Source organism: Kitasatospora sp. NPDC050543, from assembly GCF_044457565.1.
GTDB lineage: Bacteria > Actinomycetota > Actinomycetes > Streptomycetales > Streptomycetaceae > Kitasatospora.
Genome location: NZ_JBITGZ010000004.1, coordinates 223,874 through 242,226, shown reverse-complemented (window position 1 = coordinate 242,226; position 18,353 = coordinate 223,874). Strand labels below are relative to the sequence as shown.

The window sequence follows — 18,353 nt, the reverse complement described above, 5'->3', positions numbered from 1 at the left end:
CCTGCTACTCGCGACGGCGACTGCCCGCGGCAGCCGCCCCGGCAGGCCAGCCTAGGGCGAATCCGGAGGAAAGCGTCGGACGCGCCCTGGGACGGTCGGCTTCGCAACCGTCCGGGCCGTGCCCAGGGGGAGGGCCTCCGGCCATCCGCAGGCTACGTCGCGGCTCGTCGAGCCTCCGTCGCCACGGCTTCGACCAAACGCTCCAGCCCCCGGGGATGGTCCGCGAGGAACAGATTCGGCTCGATCAGTTCCAGCTCCATGACCACGGGCTTCCTGCTGTCGTCCAGCGCCAGGTCCACCCTGGCGAACAGCGGGGACCCCGACGACGGCACCGCCGCCAGTGCCGCCAGCGCCGTGTCCATCTCCTCGCCGGTCGGCCGGTACGGGGCCACGTCGGGGTGCGGGATCCGGTCGTTGTCGATCACTCCCGGCTCGGTCAGCACAGGCCCCTTCCGGATCGCGTGACTGAACGTGCCCGAGAAGAAGACCAGCGCACGTTCCCCCTCCTCCACGAGACGCTGATACGGCTGGACCATCACGACCCGGCCCTGGTCCAGCAGCATCCGGGCGTGTCGCATGGCCTCGGCGTGCCGGCCGGGCTCGTAGCGTGCGGTGTCGAGGGCGCCCGCGGAGATCGCGGGCTTGACCACCACCCCGCCGTCCCCGCCGAAGTCCTGCTCGCGGTAGCGCCCGCCCGGTTCGATGAAGCGCGTGGGCACGACGGGGACCCCGCGCTCGGCGAGGTCCAGCAGGTAGCGCTTGTCACTGTTCCACCGGACCACCGACGCCGGGTTCCACAGGCGGGTGAGGCGAGCCGTGGTGTCGACCCAGGCCAGGAACTCGCCGATACGTTCCGCGTAGTCCCAGGTCGACCGGATGACGGCCAGATCGAACGTCTCCCACGCCACGTCCTCCGCGTCCCAGGCCACCGGTTCGGTCGTCCAGCCGTCGGCGTGCAACGCCTCCACGATCAGCCGGAGGTCGCTGTCCGCCTCCGCGCCGACCTCGCTCGTCACGATCGCGATCCTGGAAGTACCCACGTAGTTCTCCTGTCGTCAGGGCCGGACCCGTCCACGTGCGACACGTTAGCCAGGGCAGCGGTGGCACGTCGCCCCCTGCGCCGACGACGTCGGCGGAAGGAGCGGAGGGAGCGGACGGCCCGGACGCGCCCCGCTCACCGGTGGGACCGGGGAGCGGGGCGCGGGTGATCCGTGCCCAGCCTGGGCGCGTCAGCAGGAGAGGTTGCTCCCGGGCGCGACGCCCAGGATCGAGGTGAAGCTCTGGTACGCGTTGATCCGGCTCTGCACCTGGGCGGGGTTGCCGCCGTTGCACTCCAGCGAGCCGTTGATGCTGCGGATCGTCTCACCGAAGCCGGACCCGTTGACCATCGCGTTGTGCGCGGTCATGGTGCCGGGGCCGTTCTGGGTGTTCCAGTACCAGAGACCGGTCTTCCAGGCGACCGCGGCGTCGGTCTGCACCAGGTTGGGGTTGTTGAGCAGGTTGATTCCGAGCGCGTCGCCGGCGGCCTTGTAGTTGAAGTTCCAGCTCAGCTGGATCGGTCCACGACCGTAGTAGGCGGACTGGCCGGCCGGGCAGCCGTACGACTGTGAAGTGTCGCAGTAGTGCGGGTAGTTGGCGGTGTTCTGCTCGACTACGTAGACGAGCCCGCCGGTCTCGTGGCTGACGTTGGCGAGGAACGCGGCCGCCTCCTGCCTCTTGACCGCGTCGGAGCCGGTGTTCGCGAAGCCGGGGTAGGCGCTCAGCGCGGCGGTCAGGCCCGCGTAGGTGTAGAAGGGGTTCCGGTTCGGGAACATCTGGTTGAACTGCGCCTCGGAGACGACGAAGCCGCCGGGCACGGGCGGGGTCGTGGTGCCGCCGCCGGAGCAGTTGTACGGATCCCAGTACCACGTGCTGACGACCGGGTCGTAGCCCGGGTTGTCGTGCTCTGCGATGTAGAGGTTGCCGTCGGTGTAACGCACGATGGCGCCGGTGGTGTAGCTCAGACCTGCCACCCAGGCGGGGTAGGTGCAGGACCCGGCGGTCGGGGTCGGCGTCGGGGTGGGCGTGCCGCCACCGCAGGCGCCCTGGTCGGCCCAGACGCCCGAGCCGCCGGTGCTCGGCGTCTCGCCCTGGGTCCACCACTTCGCGGACCAGTTGTGGCCGCCGTAGGAGGCGCCCATGCCGCCGGTGTACACGGCGGAGGCCGTCCAGGGTGACGCGCACGTGGCCGCGAACGCGGGTGCGGCCATCGGCAGGAACGCTGCCAGGCCGACCGCGGCCGCAACGGCCGCCAGGACGGCGATGATCCGGTGTTTGGAGCTGATGCTGCGGTGCTTCGACACGTGCGACTCCTCGTGTGGGGGTTGTGAGCGGGGGTCGTGCCAGCACTCAACCGAATTGACCCAGGCCCGTCAATAGGTCTAGACCTTAAGTAATCCCTATCTGATGACCGGCCGGCGGCGCGCGTCCTCGCGCAGCTGCGGCGCGGCCTGGTTCTGACACCGCAGCACTCGCGCGTCCGGTGACGACCCGGTGGCCGGTGGGGCGTGCGGGGTGCACCGTCGAACCCCCGGGTCAGAACTGCCGAGGACGGCCCTCGCCATCCGCGCGGACCGTATACGAAGAGCATCCGTACGACACCGCCGCGCCAAACACAACTCACGGATTCCGGTGATGATTTCGGCCATGTCCGACAAAGTCGAACGGCTGATTCATATCGCCCCGGCGCCGTCCGATCCGGACGGTCCGACCGCGCGGTGTGCCCGTTCCCGCGCGAACGGCCCCACCCCGCCCGAACGACCCGTTCCCGCCGTCCCGTACCGGCCACAGATGCGCGGCCGGAATTCCTGACGGGAGTTTCGGCCACCGTATTCCGCTCCGGCCATTTGTCCGTGACCCACGCATGGGAAGGTGACCATGCGGATAACTTCCGATCCTGTTCAGGCCGCACTCCGGTGAACCAGGAGGGTTCCGCTCCATGATCGACGTTGCGGATGGAGAGTCTCAGCTCAAGGGCTTCTCCGAGAACGGCTATCTCGTCCTGCCCGGCTTCCTCCCGACCGAGCTAGTCGGGCGACTCGCGCCCGAGGTGGACCACTGGGTGGACACCGGACTGCGGCAGCGGTCGATCGACGCCTGCCTGCGTCCACGGGAGTACGGGCCGCCGCCCTTCGTGGAGTTGCAGCTGCCCGCACACGGCGAGCTGGCCGCGCACCCACCGCTGCTGGAGCTGCTGGGCCAACTGCTCGGGCCGTCCTTCGTCTTCCACCACCTGCACAGCGACCGCCGCCCGCCGGGCGGCCCGGGCAAGAGCTGGCACCACGACTACGAGCAGCGTCCACAGCGCGACCGCAGGCATCCGATGGTCCATGCCCTGCACTACATCGGCGGGCTTCGGCCCGCGATGGGCGGACTGGCCGTCCTGCCCGGCTCTCAGCGGCAGGTCGCCGAGAAGCACGCGATCGACCACCTGGGGACGGCCGTACTGCCGGGCGAGGTCCTCATCGACGAGTTGCCGCCGGGCTCCACCGTGGTCCTGCACTCGGCGCTCTTCCACACCAGGCGCGCCGCGCCGGGCAGCGTGGGCGGCGTGGGGCACCGCTATATGATCGACGCCTCGTATTGCAGGACGGGCACCCGGTGGCCGCCCGTCAAACCGCACTGGCGGCACGTGCTGGCCGTCGCCCGGGAGCGGGGACTGGACCACGGCCGATGGCCCGAGCTCTTCGCCGACCGGCACTTCTGCGCCTACCAGGCCTCCGACGAGGACGAGCGCGAAAGGCAGCGCACATGAGGGCCATGGAGCCCGTCACGTTCGACACGGTACTGCGGCACTTCACACGCGAGCATCCCCGAGACGACACCGACGAGGCCAACTCGAACGACGAGGCCCTGACCCACATCCGCAACGCTCAGCTGACCCTGGCCGGGCGCTGGCACCGGGTGGAGCTGGACCACACCGAGCTGCTGGCGGTGGTGCTGCCCTGGCACCTGGGCGAGGACGGCGAGGTGGAGCTCGTCCCGAGGACGGGACTCACGGTCGCCGCCGCCGCGGCCCGGCTCGCCGGACTCGGCGCCTCGTACGCCAGGACCAATCCGCTGTGCACGCTCAAACTCGACCGGCAGGCGGCCGCCCGGCCGAGGCCGCTGTTCCTCAGCACCCAGGCCGTGCCCGGGGAGGACTACGCGGGGCTGACGGTACGGAAGGGGCTGATCCACCTGGACGGGCTGCACCGGATGCTCGCCTGGGCGCGGGCCGGACGGCTCGCTCCCGGCCGGTGGACACCAGCGTACGTGGCCGGGCTAGCCCCGGCCGACGTACGGCATCGCGCTCGGTATGACCAGGACGGACTGCACGTTCACCCCGACCGGCAGCGCGGCCATGGCGCGCACCATGTCGACCACGTGCCGCACGTCCATGGTGGGCTCCACCCGCAGTGAGCCGTCCGCCTGGCGCACGGCGGGCTGCGGCCGGTCCGCCGGCGTCACGTTACCGATGTCGATCTGCCCGCAGGAGATGTCGTACCGGCGGCCGTCGAGCGAGAGCGAACGGGTCATCCCCGCCACCGCGTGCTTGGCGGCGGTGAAGGCGATCGAGTCCGGCCTCGGGGCCTGGGCGGACGGGGCGCCGTTGTTGATGATCCGGCCGCCGCGCGGGGACTGGTCCTTCATCACCCGGAACGCGGCCCGCGAGCAGAGGAAGGTACCGGTGGCGATCGAGTCCATGACCCGATGCCAGTCCTCGGCGCTCACCTCCTCGGTGGGGGTGTACGGCATGGTGTCGGCGGCGTTGTTGAAGAGCAGGTCGAGACGGCCGAAGCGGTCCGCCACACGGGCGAACAGATCATCGACGACGGCGGGATCGGTGATGTCGGCCGGCTCCGGGACCGCCCGCCGCCGATCGGCGTCCCGCGCCAGCCGGGCGGTCTCCCGCAACGGCTCCTCGCGGCGGCCGGTCAGCACCACCGTCCAGCCGTCGGCCAGCAGCCCGAGCGCGCAGGCCCGGCCGATTCCGCTTCCCGCACCCGTGACGACAGCCGTCCTCTCGGCCACTTCGCACACCTCTCCTTCTGACTCCACCTACTGACTGACAGTCATCCGAGCGTGTCCTCCAGTTCCCCTCACCAAACAGGAGCAGCTGATGAATGGCGAATTCCAGGCCCTCGGTGGTACGGACAGGAGCCGGGTCTGGTTCGAGCGGGCTCAGGAGTCCCTCGCCGGCGGCATCAGTTCGTCATCCCGGCTGACCTCCACCGGCCCGCACCCCTATCCGCTCTACATGCAGAGCGGCAGCGGCACCCGTATCCGGGACGTCGACGGGAACGAGTACATCGACTACCTGATCTCCTACGGCAGTGCCGTCCTCGGCCACGCCTCCCCCCTCATCACGCAGGCGCTGACGGGTGTGCTGAGTACGGGCACGATGTTCGGCACCTGCAACGTCCCGGAGGTCGAACTTGCCGAGCAGATCAGGCAGATGGTGCCGTGCGCGGATCTCGTCCGATTCGCCAACTCCGGGTCCGAGGCGGTCCAGGGGGCCGTCCGCGCGGCGCGCGGGTACACCGGGCGATCGCGCATCGTGAAGTTCGAGGGGCACTACCACGGCTGGTCCGACACCCTCGCGATCTCCAACCGGCCGGGCGAGAGCGAGGCCGGGCCGTACGACGCACCGCACTCCGTGCCGCACTCCCCCGGTATCCCCGCGGGAGTGGTGGACGACGTGGTGGTCTGCCCCTGGAACGACCCGGCGGCGCTGCGGACCGTCCTCGACGCGCACCGGGGCGAGCTGGCGGCGGTCATCTGCGAACCGATCGTCGCCAACAACGCGTGCACGATGCCCGGGCCGGGCTATCTGGACCTGCTGCGGGAGGAGTGCACCGGGCGCGGAATCGTCCTGATCTTCGACGAGGTGTGCACCGGGTTCCGTACCGGACCGGCGGGCGCGCAGGGCCTGTTCGGAGTGCTGCCGGATCTCGCGGTGTTCTCCAAGGCGCTGGGCGGTGGGCTGCCGATCGCCGCCTTCGCCGGACGGCGTGAGGTCATGGAACCGCTGGCCGAAGGGCGGGTCAAGCACGGCGGCACGTACAACGCCTCCCCCCTGTGCGCCACCGCGGCACTCGTGACGCTGCGAGCGCTCGCCGACCCCGCCGTGACGAAGCGCATCGACGAGGCGGGCCGCCGGGTGATGGAGGCGGTGCGTCGGGCGGCCCGGGACCGGGGTGTGCCGTGCACGGTGCAGGGGGTGGGCGCGATGTTCCAGGTCGTGTTCACCCCGGACGGCGCCCCGAGCCGGCGGTACCGGGATCTGGTGCGTGCGGACCAGGCACGGTACGACGTCTTCCGGCACGAGCTGCTCAAGCGCGGCGTGCACAGCAACGCGTACGGCATGGCGTGCTGGTTCGTGTCGGCGTCCGTGACCGAGGACGAGTTGGCGGCTACCTGTGCGGCCGTGGAGGGGGCGTTCACGGCCCTGTGACCGGCAGTGCGCCGGCGCGGTGGCGCGGTCGGACGCGGCCGCCATCGCGCACCGGTCGGGGATCCGACCTCGCAGCGGGCCCGGTACACCCGGGCCCGCCGCGGGCGCGGTCCGCCCCCGCGGCGGCCGCGACCTGGTACGGGACTCCGCCCTCAGGCGCCGGCGGCGATGCTCTTGTGGATGTCAGGCATCGGCGCCGGTGTCCCGCAGGCGGCGCAGGATGGCCATGAGCTCCTCGGGCGGGGCGATGGAGAACGAATGCGTCGCGTCGTCGATGTGGGTCAGGGAGGTCACAGCGCCCTTGCGCCACCAGTACAGCCGGGGCGAGAGCGGGCCGGGGTTGTCCTGGTGGGCACCGAGGCCGAAGGCGGCCAGGTCGTTGACGGCGTCGACCACCTGGTGGTCGGCCAACGGATGGAAGACCAGGTAGTTCCGGCTCGGCACCACGAACAGGGCGCCTTCTTCCGGCAGCTGACGCCCAGTCACCGAGTGGGCCAGGTCGTCCAGCACCAGGGCCTTGCTGGCGACGAACATCGACTCGCCGGACACGATGTGCATGGCCGCACCGCCCTGACCGTGGGCGACGTCGTACTCGACCGGCTCCCTGACCAGGTTGGCACGGCCGGCCGCGCGCAGCTCCTCAAGGCCCACCCCGGCGACGAACCGGTCGTCGAGGAGCCGCACCGCATCGGGGAGGTCCAGTGCGAGCGCCTCCTGCAGCCCGGGCGCGACCCGCCGGACGTAGCTGAAGGAGGACGCCGCCTCCGGCGGGAAGGCGTCCTCGGGCACCAGGCGCAGGTAGGCCGAGCGAAGGATCTGCTCGGGGCCCTCCGGCGTCGCCTCCACCGCACCGTCGAGGGCACGGAAGTGCTGCTCCACCAGCCCGGGCCACTCGCGCGGGTCGGCGCGCCGGCACGACTCGGCGATGTTGTACAGCGATCTGGTCCCCTGCGGCGCGTGGAGCGTGTCGCCGGAGACGCTGACCTGCGGGCCGAGACCGGCGTGGTACTGGCGCACCAGTTCGCGCAGGTAGTCGGCCTGGCTGATGGTCAGGGCGGTCAGGTGGGGGTCGTGCTGGGCTGAGGCTTTGGACCTGAAGATCTTCATGACCCCGACTCTATTTGCCCGGCTTGTCCCGCCTCGGAGTGGGGTCGGCCGCCGGGTCGGCCGCTCGGAGTCAGGTCTGTCCGCATGGCCCCGGCCCGGGGCGAGGAAGAGTCCTCGCGGGCGCCGGCACCTGCTCAGCGCGGAGACGGGTGGCGGCACCTGCGCACTGCGACCGCCTACTGGTGGCGTGTCGCCACGTTCCGACGCCTAACGCCCGGGCGATCCGGCGCGCCGCTCTCGCAGTGGGCTCTCAGGGAGGCCGCTGCCATATCCGGGGGGCGTGACCGTACTTGGTTGCCTTTGCTTCAGACGTGGCAATGAACGCTGACCAGGAGTGTGTCGCTGGGCAGCCCGGCCAGTAGCCGTCGACGTTGTCTTGGCCCTCAGGCAGCTCCGCCGCCGCACCCCGGGCCGGCGCGGCGGCGCAGGTCAGGGGGCAACGGAGAGGACGATCTTGCCGGTAGTGCGGCCGGTCTCGCCCAGTATGTGGGCCCGGGCAGCCTCTTCGAGGGGGAAGACGTGGTCGGCCACCACGCGCAGGCGTCCGGCCTCGACCAGCGAGGCTATCTCGCGCAACCCCGCGCGGTCGGGCTCGACGAGCATGAACACCGCCCGCACCCCGGCCGCTTCGGCCTCCTCGGCGGGGAAGGTGTCGTCCGGCGGGATGATCGAGACCAGTGTGCCGCCCGGCCGCAGCGTTCGAAGGGACCGGGCCCAGCTGGGGCCGCCCAGGGAGTCCAGGACGACATCGACGCCGCGAAGGGTCTCGGCGAAGTCCCGGGTGCGGTAGTCGATCAGCTCGTCGGCGCCCAGTGAGCGCAGCAGCTCGTGCTTGGCTTCGCCGGCCGTGCCGATGACGTACGCGCCCCGGGCCTTGGCGATCTGCACGGCCAGGTGGCCGACTCCTCCGGCAGCCGCGTGGATCAGGACGCGCTGGCCGGGCCGGACGTCCGCGGTGTCCACCAGGACCTGCCAGGCGGTCAGCGCGGCCAGCGGCAGGGCGCCGGCCTGGAGGTGGGTGAGGCCCTCGGGGCGCGGGGCGAAGTGCCGTGCCGGGGCGGTGAGGTACTCGGCGTAGGCGCCCGCCGGGTGCGGGAAGCGCGGCATCCCGAACACCTCGTCGCCCACCTGGAAGAGCGTCACCCCGACGCCGACCTGCTCGATCACACCGGAGACGTCGAACCCGAGCGTGAACGGCGGCGTGGCGCCGGTGGCGAAGACGCCGCGCTCGCGGGTCTTCCAGTCGGCCGGGTTCACACCCGCCGCGTGCACCCGGACCAGGATCTCGCCCCGGCCCGGGCGCGGCCGCTGCGTCTCGACGAGCTTGAGGACGTCCGGGGCTCCGGCGATGTCCTGGGAGATGGCGCGCATGGTCGTGGGGACGGTCGCCGTCTGGTCCATGATGACGTGCTCTCTTCTGCGGTGGGTTTCCGGTGGTCTGCGCCGGGTTCTCCCGGGCACGCCCTCAGACTCCCCGGGCGGACAGCCCCCCAGTAGTGGCCGGATGGTCACGGAATGAAAGGATCGGGCCATGCACCACGTCGGCGTTCTGGCCCTGGACGGCGTCGTCCCCTTCGAGCTCGGCATCCCCGCGCGGATCTTCGGCGCCGCCCGTGACGGCGCGGGCAACCGGCTCTACCGCGTGACCACCTGCAGCCTGGACGGCTCCGCCGTCCGCACCGATGCCGACTACCGGCTCGCCGTCTCCCACGACGCGTCCCTACTGGCCACCGTCGACACCGTCGTCATCCCGCCCTCCCAGGCGCTCGGCCCCATCCGCGAGGAGGGCCGCCTGCCCGACACCCTCCGCGACGCCCTGGCCGCCGTCCGGCCCGGGACCCGGATCGTGGCGATCTGCACCGGCACCTACGTGCTGGCCGCCGCCGGACTGCTCGACGGCCGCCCGGCGACCACCCACTGGCGCGAGGCCGACCGCCTTCAGCGCCTGTTCACCACCGCACGCATCGACCCCGACGTCCTCTTCGTCGACGACGGCGAGATCCTCACCTCCGCCGGGGTGGCCGCCGGCATCGACCTGTGCCTGCACATCGTCCGCCGCGACCACGGCAGCGACATCGCCAACGAGGTCGCCCGCTCCTGCGTCGTACCGCCCTGGCGCGACGGCGGCCAGGCCCAGTACATCCGGCGCCCCGTCCCGAGCTCCTCCGCTGCCGGCACCGCTCCCACCCAGGCCTGGGTCATGGAGCGCCTCGCCGAACCCCTCACCCTGGCCGACATGGCCGCCCACGCCAACGTCAGCGTGCGTACCTTCACCCGCCGCTTCCGCGACGAGGTCGGCACCAGCCCCGGCCAGTGGCTCATCCGCCGGCGCGTCGACCTGGCCCGGCACCTGCTGGAGAGCACGGACTGGCCCGTCGACCTGGTCGCCGACCGCGCCGGCTTCGGCACCGGAGTGTCCCTGCGCCAGCACCTCCACGCCGCCATCGGGGTCACGCCCCAGGCCTACCGCCGCACCTTCCGCCCCACCCCCACCGGCGGTCCGGCACGGTAGCCGCGAGCAACCACCGACCCGGCCGCGTCCTGGACCGGCCCGCTGCTTCGCAGCAGTCGGCCGCGGCGGGCCGGCGTCGAACTCATCCGCGTCGTCATCTTCCTGCGTACGCGCCGGATGACACGCCGAAAGCGATCAACAAGGCCCCGGCGGGCTTGCGAGGGCCCCACGTCGGCGAACCGGTCCGTCAGGTACTCGGCCTCCGACGGGGTGACCCGCAGACCCGGGCCGAGCACCCACCCACCGCGATGGCGTTCTCCAACTCCGGCGGGTTTGAAACTCCGCCGATAGGTGAAACAACTTCGTGGCCGGAAAGAGGTGCTGTCATATGGTCAGGGTGGCCACATCGAATCCACCGCCTATTCTTCAGGCATCGCTCGAACACCCGGGAACGTGAGCACTGAGAAGGCATTCGAGGCGGCCGCCGAAAGCCGACCGCACGAATGCGACTACCCGACCACGTGGAGAAGACGTGAGCCCTGGAAGTCACATCGCCGGATCGCCACCCACCTCGCCGCGCGCCGACCCACACGAACCCCGGCAAGCGCCTGAAGTCGAACGAATATCGGAATCGACACCCGCACCCACTCCCACGCCCACTCCTGCTTCCGAAGGAGCCGTGCTCCGGCTGCGCCCGGCAGAGCCCTCCCTGCCCACCGGGGCGGGTGAAGCACACATCGAGCCGTTCGCCGCGCGGCCGGTGGCGGTCATCGCCGGCGTCCTCGCCCTCGTACTGCTGCTGACCAGCGGCCGCTACGGCTACTTCGGCGACGAGCTGTACTTCCTGTCCGCCGGAAAGCATCCGGCCTGGGGCTACGTCGACCAGCCGCCGCTGCTGCCGCTGCTCGCCCACGCCCTGGACACCCTGTTCCCCGGCAACCTGATGATGCTCCGCCTTCCGGCCACACTGCTCACCGCCGCCGGCGCCGTGCTCTGCGCCCTGATCGCCCGCGAGCTGGGCGGGCGACGCCGGGCCCAGGTGCTCAGCGCGGGCGCCTTCGCGGTCTCGCCGATCGTGGTGGTCTTCGGTCACCTGCTGATCACCCCGACCCTGGACGTGTTCTTCTGGACGCTGATCAGCTGGCTGCTGGTGCGCTGGGTCCGGCTGCGCGATGACCGCCTGCTGCTCTGGCTCGGCCCGGCGTCCGCGCTTGCCCTGCAGAACAAGTACCTGGTCGGAGTGTTCCTGCTGGCCTCGCTCTGCGGTGTGGCCGCGGTCGGCCCGCGCCGGCTGCTGGCCCGTCCCGCGCTGTGGGCGGCCGCAGCCGTCGCCGTCCTGGTGACGGTGCCCAGCCTGCTCTGGCAGGCAGACCACGGCTGGCCCCAGGCACAGATGACGGACGTGATCGCCGCCGAGGACGACGCGCTGTTCGGCGGCCGGGTGGCCTTCGTGCCGCTGGCACTGCTCCTGTCGGGCTTCCCGCTGGTGCTGCTGATGTGCGCGGGTCTGTGGCGGCTGCTCAGGTCACAGGCGCTGCGCCCGTACAGCTTTCTCGGCTACGCGGCGGTCGGCGTGACCGCGTTCTTCCTGGTCACCGATGGCCGGGCCTACTACGTCGCCGGGCTGTTCCCGGTGCTCTGGGCAGCGGGCGCGGTGTCGCTCCAGCACCGTCCGGCGGCACGCGGGTGGCGCTGGGGCTTCGGCACCACCGCGTTCGCCATCAGTACGGTCGTTGCGCTCGTCGGACTGCCCGTGTATCCGGCGTCCGCCGTCGCGCACACCCCGCAGGGCGCCAACTTCTCGACGACGGAGACGATCGGCTGGCCGCAGCTCGCGGACACCGTCGCCGCTGCCTACCGCGAGCTGCCCGCGGACCGGCAGCAGCACGCGGTGATCGTCACGGACACCTTCTGGGCGGCGGCCGCGCTCGACCGGTACGGACCCGGGCGCGACCTGCCGCCGGCCTACAGCCCCCACCGGGGCGCCTGGTACTTCGGCGCACCGCCGGACGACTCGGGCGCCGTACTGTACGTCGGCGGCGACGAGGCCGCCCTGCGTGACGAATTCGCGAGCGTGCGCCGAGTGGCCACGGTCGACAACGGGATCGCCGTCCGGAACAGCACCCGGGGCAAGGCGGTCTGGCTCTGCGAGGGCCTGCGGACGCCCTGGTCCAAGCTCTGGCCGGGCCTGCACTCCCTGGCCTGACCGGGGAGGGCGGGCCGTAGCCGCCCAGATCGGACGAACGGCGCAGCCGCCGGGGGCTGCGGGCCCCCGGCGGTACGGAACATCGCCCCACGGCCAGGACTCCGAGGACGCTCGGCCGGCAACCCGGCCGAGCGTCTGCCCGGCCTGCTCGCGGCCGGCTCACGGCCCATTGGCGGCCCGTTGGCGGCCTGATCACTCCGGCATCACTCCGGCCGCGCGATGTGGCCGTCCCCGTCATTCCCGCAGGCGGGACGGCCGTTGCCGATGACGCGGTGTCAGTGCTTCTTGGACACGTAGTCCAGCAGCCCTGCGGCCTGGTCGTCCAGGTACGGTCCGGCCATCCAGGTCGTCGTCCAGACGCCCTGTGCGTTCTCCTCGCAGTCGCAGGCGGCGTTGTCGCTGATCAGGGCGGGCTTGCCGTCCCGGTTGGCGAGCCAGCCGCCACCGCTCGAACCCGGGGTCATGGTGCAGCCGATGGCGAGCAGCGGCGGGCGGGACGCGTCCCAGGAGATCCGGCTCGGCTTGGCTCCCACGCAGCGGTTCAGCTCGGCGCCGTCGAACGGCAGCGCGGCGGGGTAGCCGTAGCTGGTGGCGGTCAGCTGGTCGCGCGGCGCGTTGAACCAGACGGGCACGGAGCCGCCGACGGTCTCCTCCAGGGACTTGCCGTTCTCGGCGGGCTGCACCTTCACGATGGCGTAGTCGTAGTGGCTGCCCTCGCCGCTGAGGTGCGACTTGAACGCCTTCCACTGCGGGGTGGTGACGACGTCGGCCATCAGCCACTCGCCGTACGGCTCGGCCTGCGCCTTGTCGGGCTGCTTCTTGCCGCTCGCCGCGCCCGTGCTGTTGTAGCCCGGGACGAACGTGATGTTCTTGGCGAAGGCACCGTCCCCGTAGACGCAGTGGCCCGCGGTCCACACCAGGTTGCTCTTGCCCGGGTGCGCCGGATCGGAGATCACGGTGGCCGAGCACGATCCCGGGCCGTCGGAGTGCACGGAGAACAGCCTGCCGTCGATCATGTAGTTGGTGTACGGGTGCGGGAGGGCCTCTGCCTTGATCACGTGCGGCGCGGGGTCGTTGCCGTTGTCGCCCGGCCGCTCGGTGGCGGGGGCCTGCGTCGCCGGCGCCTGGGTTGCGGGAGCCTGCGTTGCCGGCGCCTGGGTCGCAGGTGTCTTGGTGGCCTTCGGGGCCGAGGTCGGAGTCTGGGTCACCGGCGCCTTGGTGGGCGTCGGGGCCTGGCTCGCCGGGGCCTGCGTGGCGGGCCCCTGGGTGGCCGGCGGCTTGGAGGCCGTCGGGCCCGGCGTCGGCACCGGCGCCGGGCCCTGGGTGATCGGCTTGGCCTCCAGGAGCTTCTCAAGGGTCCAGAATCCCTTGACGACGGTGGGGATGGCGTCCTGCTTCGCCCACTTCTCCCAGTCGTCGGACTTCCACTTCTTCAGGTCGTTCAGGTCCGCCGGCAGCCCCAGGGCACCCTGGCCGGCCGCGGCGGCGGCATCGCCGCCCTCGGCGGGGCTGTTGTCCGGGCCACAGGCGGAGGTGGCGAGCAACGCGAGGACGGCTGCGGAGGCGGCCAGCACGGTCCCGGTTGTGCGGCTCTTCCTGCGGCCCGTCCTGCGGTCGGTCCGGCCGGAACGGTCTATCGATGACATGAACTCTCAATCCCCCCTATGAACACATGCATGGCGTCTTCTCAGCGACGCCCGTACTGCGGGTGGGATCATCCCACTGCCCGTCACCACCCCCGCGGCCGGGTCCAGGTGCGACACTCGATGCACACACCGCTGCCGTCCCCACCCGGGCAAGGTGGACCAACTGCCCCTCCAGGGCTGCGTGACGGGATACCTGACAGCCGATCACCGCCATTGTCGCGGCCGAGAGGATCATGTAGGGTCACCCGGTGTGAACACCGGACCGGCGCTGCTACGCCACACACGGATTGGCCACCCGGTGGGGGGCTGATCGCACAGCGGGTGCGCACGACGCACCCCCTCGGTTCGACACGCGGACCTCCCCGTGCTCCTGCACCGCGAGTCCGTTCTTCCTGTCGAACACCAGCGAGGTCAGCCCAATGACTGTCACGTTCAACCACACCATCATCGCCGCCAAGGACCGCAGCGAGTCGGCCCGGTTCTTCCGGGAACTGCTGGAGCTGCCGGAAGCACCGTCCTGGGGCCCGTTCATCAACGTCCAACTCACCGACGGTGTGCTGCTCCAGTTCGCCCAGCCGCCGGTGGAGATCCAGATGCAGCACTACGCGTTCCTGGTCGACGACGAGCTGTTCGATCGGGCGTACCAGCGACTGTGCGATCGCGGCATCGTGCACTGGGCCGATCCGCAGATGCGGCGATCAGGCGAGATCAACCACGAGCACGGCGGTCGAGGGGTGTACTTCAAGGACCCCGCCGGTCACGCGATCGAGCTGATCACCCGCCCCTACCTGTAGCCGGGGCGCCGGCCTGGTCGGGCATCCGACGCAGGGCAGCCGAAACAGGGCTCCCGAGACAAGGGCTCCCGACCAGGCGACCGGCCGGCCGGTTCCCAGGGCGAACCGGCACGGGCCGGCGAGGTCACCCCGCCCGGTCCCGAGAACCATGTCGGCCTCGCGGGGCCGGGCGTCCGGGCCATGCCGTCGCCGCTCTTCACCGCTGCTGCTGCGGGGCCACCCGGCCGCGGACCTCGCTTGCTCCGCCCTGGTCCGAGGCGGCGGGCGGTTCGGCGGGTCGGGTGGGGACGTAGGCGATCGGGCCGCCGGAGACGGAGTGCAGGCGGGTGCCGAGCAGCAGGTCCGCCAGGCGCCGGTCGTCCGCTGAGGCGGAGGCTGCGGCGTTCACGGGGTGCGTCAGATCGGTGAGGTAGCCGGCGAGGCGGGCGGCGGCGAAGCGGTGGCGGGCGGCTGGGCCCGTGCCGCGGGTCTGCCACTCGTCGAGGTTCGTGAGGACCGCGACCACGAACCCGGCCACGGTCACCGGCAGTACGCCGGGCGTGGCGACCCGCTGCGGGGCGCAGCGCCACCAGCCGATCAGGGCTGCCAGCAGCTCGCGTTCGGCGAGGGTGGCGCCGTAGCCGGTCCACTGCCGGTCGTCCTCCTCCACCAGGGCGGGGGCATCCGCGCGCAGCACCGCGACCTCGCGGCTCTTCAACGCGGTGAGGTCCGCGGCCGGCAGTCGCTGGAGTGCCTGGAGCGCCGTCAGGGGGAACACCTGTCGGCCCCGGTCCGCGATTCCGGGCACGGCTCCGGTCGCCATCAGCTTCTTCACCGTCGGGATCGAGCACCCCAGTGCCGTACCCGCCTGACCGGTCGTGACGAACACCCGCACACCTCCGGTGCCTCTCCCTCCGACACGAAACGCACTGCCACCGTACGCCCGTCCACGCCGCTCCCTGACCCGGCCTGACCCGGCCACCATGGCCGGCCCCACCGTTCCCGTCGGGTGCCACCTCCTGATCACCCGGCAGCCGAGCGCCGGACTTGACCTGACCGGACCGGCGGCTCCCGCCCTGCGCCCGGCGGAGATCACCAGTCCACTTCGGCCAGCAGGGGCCGGTGGTCGGACACCGGCAGTTGCGGCGTCCGAGGTGCCGGGCCCTGGGTCGGCCGGAGGCCGGACGCCAGAATGTGGTCGAACTGGACCAGCGGACGGTGAGCGGGATACGTGGCGGCACGCGCGAGGTCGTGCCAGCGCCGCCGCGCGGCGCGTGCCTCTCGCGGCCCGCTGGTCACGGCCGACAGCATCGCACCGCCGTCGAGAACGGCCCGGGGCAGCCCGGCGACCAGATTGAAGTCACCCAGCAGGACGTGCGGCCGGGGCAGATCCGCGATCCAGGAGCGCAGCGCGAGCAGTTGCCGCACGTTCCACCCCGGGACGAACGACAGATGCACCGCCAGCACCGTGAACGGCCCCCGCTCGCCCTCCAGCACCGCCGCGATCGCGGCGCGTGGCTGGTCCCGGACCAGGGTGAGGCCCGGCCGGCGGGGCACCCGCAGAGGCAGCGCCAACGGCGCCGCCGCAAGCCCGCGCGCCCGCCAGGCCCGCACCGGCAGCCGGGTGAACAGCGCGATGCCGTGGGACGGAACATCGCGGGTCGGATCGCCGTGGGGTGGATCGCCGTGTGCCGTCCCGCTGTCCGCCGGCCCGGACACCCGCAGTCCGGGCGCGGACCGGTCGAGCACCCACCCCTTACCCGGAACGGAACGTCCGTGCAGCGCCGACGCGTAGCGCCAGTCGCAGGCGTTGGCCGCGACAGCCGCGAGCGCGGCCTGGTCGACGCCGCCCGACCGCTCCTGGAACCGGTCGAGCTCCTGGAGCGCCAGCACGTCGGCGTCGAGCGAGCCGATCGCCTCGGCGAGCGGCGCCGCCGGATCCGCCCCGGCCCCGGCAGGCACCGGCCGCCCCCGGTCCATGGGCAGGCCGTGCAGAACGTTGAAGGTCGCCACGCGCACCACCCGACGATAGCCGCCCGCCTACCGCCCCACCGACGCACCCCAGCGGCGCAGGGACGGGGGTCCGTCAGCTGTGCACCGGCGACCGGGCGTTCCGCACCGGGGAGTACCGACCCCACCGAATCGCCGCCGAGCAGGGACAGAACCGCAGATCACGGCTGCGCCCTTCGCCCTTCCGGGCGGGGGCACGGCTCGTTCGGCTGCGTCACCTTCGTCTCACTGACCTCACGATGTAGACGATGCCGACCGAGATGGCCACGAGGGCGAGCAGGACCAGGCCGACGATGTGCCAGGGTTCGAGCATGTTGTGCTCCTGCGCGTAGTTGGCGTGGCGCTCATCCTCTCGCGGTGCTGGGTGGTGTGGGGTGGCTTCCGGGAATGCGGCAGGCCCGCAGCCGGGTAGCTGCGGGCCTGTGTGCCCGGCTCAGGCGTGGGACGTCCACCGTTCAGGCACCCGTACACGCACCCGTTCAGGAACGGGCCGGGCGCGGGCCTGCGACGGCCTCGGCGAGCAGGCGGCGCCCGGCCGGGGTGGTGAGGGCGCCGCGCAGGGCCGTGTCCCGTACGGCGCGGGCGGGTGCCGAGCGCAGCGTCCAGGCGCGGGTGGCGAGGTCGGTGCGGGCGAGCACGCGCAGGGCGTCGGCGCGGCGGGCACGGCGCCAGGCGGTGAGCCCGTCGGCCTCCGGGCCGCCGCGGGCGGTCGCGACGGGCAGGGCGGCGGCGAGTGAGACGGCGTCCCGCAGGCCGAGGTTGAGCCCCTGCCCGCCGACCGGGCTGCACACGTGGGCGGCGTCGCCGATCAGCAGCACCCGTCGGCTCCCGTGTCGTGCGGCGAGGCGCCGGTGGGTGCGGAAGGTGCTCGTCCAGCGGCATTCGCGGACGGCCGCCGTCCATCCGCGGGCCGCCGCCTCGGCGGCGAGCGCCGCCGTGGGGTCCGCGCCGCTCGGCGCGGGGCCGTGCGGCAGGTGCAGCACCACCCGGGCCCAGCCGTCGAGGTGCATCGGGAGCACCACGAGAAGGCCGCGCGGCCCGCCGACCATGTGCACACGCGTCGGGTCCAGCGAGGGATCCTCGACCCGCAGGTCGGCGAGCTGCCACGCGCCGGCGTAGGTGCGGCCGCGGAACGCCGTACCGGCCAGGGCGCGCAGCGTGCTCGACGCGCCGTCGGCTGCCACCACCCAGCGGGCACGCAGCGGGTCGAGGGAGTCGGACAGCACGGTGACGCCGTCGGCGTCCTCGTCGACCGACCGGACGGCCGCCGAGCGGTGGACGCGCACGCCCGCGCGCTCGGCCTGCTCGGCGAGCAGGCCCTCGGCCGCGCACTGTGGGACGGTCAGGATGTACGGGTAGGGGGAGCGCAGCCGGGCCAGGTCGAAGCCGCCCAGCCTGCGCCCTTGCGTCCACATCTCGACCGCGTCCACGCGCCGGCCCAGCGGGTGCAGCGCTTCGGCCAGCCCGCTCGGGGCCAGGGCCTCCAGGGTCCGCGCGTGCAGGTCCGTCGCCCGGGACTCGGTCACCGGACCGGGACGGCGTTCCAGCACCACCACACCGAGCCCCGCACGGGCGAGCAGCAGGGCGGCGCTCAAGCCGACCGGCCCCGCCCCCACCACCGCCACATCCGTGTCGATCGCCATGCCCGGCACTCTAGTCGGCCGGGCTGCGGGCGGGAGCACGG

Annotated in this window: 14 protein-coding genes and 1 pseudogene; 6 read left to right on the top strand and 9 right to left on the bottom strand. The window is 72.3% G+C overall.

What is annotated here, in order from left to right:
* Positions 1-152: 152 nt before the first annotated feature.
* Entirely contained in the window at positions 153-1,040 is an 888-nt protein-coding gene (locus ACIBH3_RS07025; protein WP_396310867.1) for a RimK family alpha-L-glutamate ligase, read from the bottom strand.
* 189 nt (positions 1,041-1,229) lie between these two features.
* Complete coding sequence (locus ACIBH3_RS07020; RefSeq protein WP_396310976.1) at positions 1,230-2,249, bottom strand: glycoside hydrolase family 19 protein; 1,020 nt, start codon at positions 2,247-2,249, stop codon at positions 1,230-1,232.
* Between the two features lie 728 nt (positions 2,250-2,977).
* On the opposite strand from ACIBH3_RS07020, the gene ACIBH3_RS07015 reads away from it, so the two are divergent.
* Positions 2,978-3,793: a phytanoyl-CoA dioxygenase family protein gene (locus tag ACIBH3_RS07015; protein WP_396310866.1), complete on the top strand. Its 816-nt coding sequence runs from the start codon at positions 2,978-2,980 to the stop codon at positions 3,791-3,793.
* Positions 3,712-4,269 (top strand): annotated as a pseudogene (locus ACIBH3_RS07010) (DUF6309 family protein); the annotation flags it as partial. The gene ACIBH3_RS07015 and the pseudogene ACIBH3_RS07010, both read left to right, overlap by 82 nt.
* A gap of 33 nt (positions 4,270-4,302) precedes the next feature.
* Here the strand turns inward: ACIBH3_RS07010 and ACIBH3_RS07005 are convergent.
* Complete coding sequence (locus ACIBH3_RS07005) at positions 4,303-5,052, bottom strand: SDR family oxidoreductase (RefSeq protein ID WP_396310865.1); 750 nt, start codon at positions 5,050-5,052, stop codon at positions 4,303-4,305.
* A gap of 88 nt (positions 5,053-5,140) precedes the next feature.
* Here ACIBH3_RS07005 and ACIBH3_RS07000 point away from each other — a divergent pair, with 88 nt between their 5' ends.
* Positions 5,141-6,475, top strand: coding sequence for an aspartate aminotransferase family protein (locus ACIBH3_RS07000; protein WP_396310864.1), 1,335 nt, complete (start codon positions 5,141-5,143; stop codon positions 6,473-6,475).
* Between the two features lie 183 nt (positions 6,476-6,658).
* Here ACIBH3_RS07000 and ACIBH3_RS06995 read toward each other — a convergent pair whose 3' ends face one another.
* Complete coding sequence (locus ACIBH3_RS06995; protein WP_396310863.1) at positions 6,659-7,582, bottom strand: hypothetical protein; 924 nt, start codon at positions 7,580-7,582, stop codon at positions 6,659-6,661.
* A 429-nt stretch (positions 7,583-8,011) separates the two neighbouring features.
* Complete coding sequence (locus tag ACIBH3_RS06990; RefSeq protein WP_396310862.1) at positions 8,012-8,983, bottom strand: NADP-dependent oxidoreductase; 972 nt, start codon at positions 8,981-8,983, stop codon at positions 8,012-8,014.
* Between the two features lie 130 nt (positions 8,984-9,113).
* On the opposite strand from ACIBH3_RS06990, the gene ACIBH3_RS06985 reads away from it, so the two are divergent.
* Both ACIBH3_RS06985 and ACIBH3_RS06980 read left to right on the top strand, forming a co-directional pair.
* On the top strand, positions 9,114-10,094 hold the full coding sequence (locus ACIBH3_RS06985) for a GlxA family transcriptional regulator (protein WP_396310861.1): 981 nt from the start codon (positions 9,114-9,116) through the stop codon (positions 10,092-10,094).
* Between the two features lie 619 nt (positions 10,095-10,713).
* Entirely contained in the window at positions 10,714-12,240 is a 1,527-nt protein-coding gene (locus tag ACIBH3_RS06980; protein WP_396310860.1) for an ArnT family glycosyltransferase, read from the top strand.
* Positions 12,241-12,515: 275 nt separating this feature from the next.
* Here the strand turns inward: ACIBH3_RS06980 and ACIBH3_RS06975 are convergent, their stop codons facing one another.
* Positions 12,516-13,814 carry a hypothetical protein gene (locus ACIBH3_RS06975; protein ID WP_396310859.1) on the bottom strand — a complete coding sequence of 433 codons (1,299 nt, stop codon included), beginning with the start codon at positions 13,812-13,814 and terminating at the stop codon, positions 12,516-12,518.
* 491 nt (positions 13,815-14,305) lie between these two features.
* Between ACIBH3_RS06975 and ACIBH3_RS06970 the strand changes: the two genes are divergently transcribed.
* Positions 14,306-14,680 (top strand): VOC family protein, encoded by a 375-nt coding sequence (locus ACIBH3_RS06970; RefSeq protein WP_396310858.1) that lies wholly within the window; start codon positions 14,306-14,308, stop codon positions 14,678-14,680.
* Positions 14,681-14,876: 196 nt separating this feature from the next.
* Here the strand turns inward: ACIBH3_RS06970 and ACIBH3_RS06965 are convergent, their stop codons facing one another.
* From ACIBH3_RS06965 to ACIBH3_RS06955, 3 genes are all read right to left on the bottom strand, one after another.
* Positions 14,877-15,548, bottom strand: coding sequence for a DNA-binding protein (locus ACIBH3_RS06965; RefSeq protein WP_396310857.1), 672 nt, complete (start codon positions 15,546-15,548; stop codon positions 14,877-14,879).
* Between the two features lie 203 nt (positions 15,549-15,751).
* On the bottom strand, positions 15,752-16,678 hold the full coding sequence (locus ACIBH3_RS06960) for an endonuclease/exonuclease/phosphatase family protein (protein WP_396310856.1): 927 nt from the start codon (positions 16,676-16,678) through the stop codon (positions 15,752-15,754).
* A 470-nt stretch (positions 16,679-17,148) separates the two neighbouring features.
* Entirely contained in the window at positions 17,149-18,312 is a 1,164-nt protein-coding gene (locus ACIBH3_RS06955; RefSeq protein WP_396310855.1) for an FAD-dependent oxidoreductase, read from the bottom strand.
* Positions 18,313-18,353: the final 41 nt, after the last annotated feature.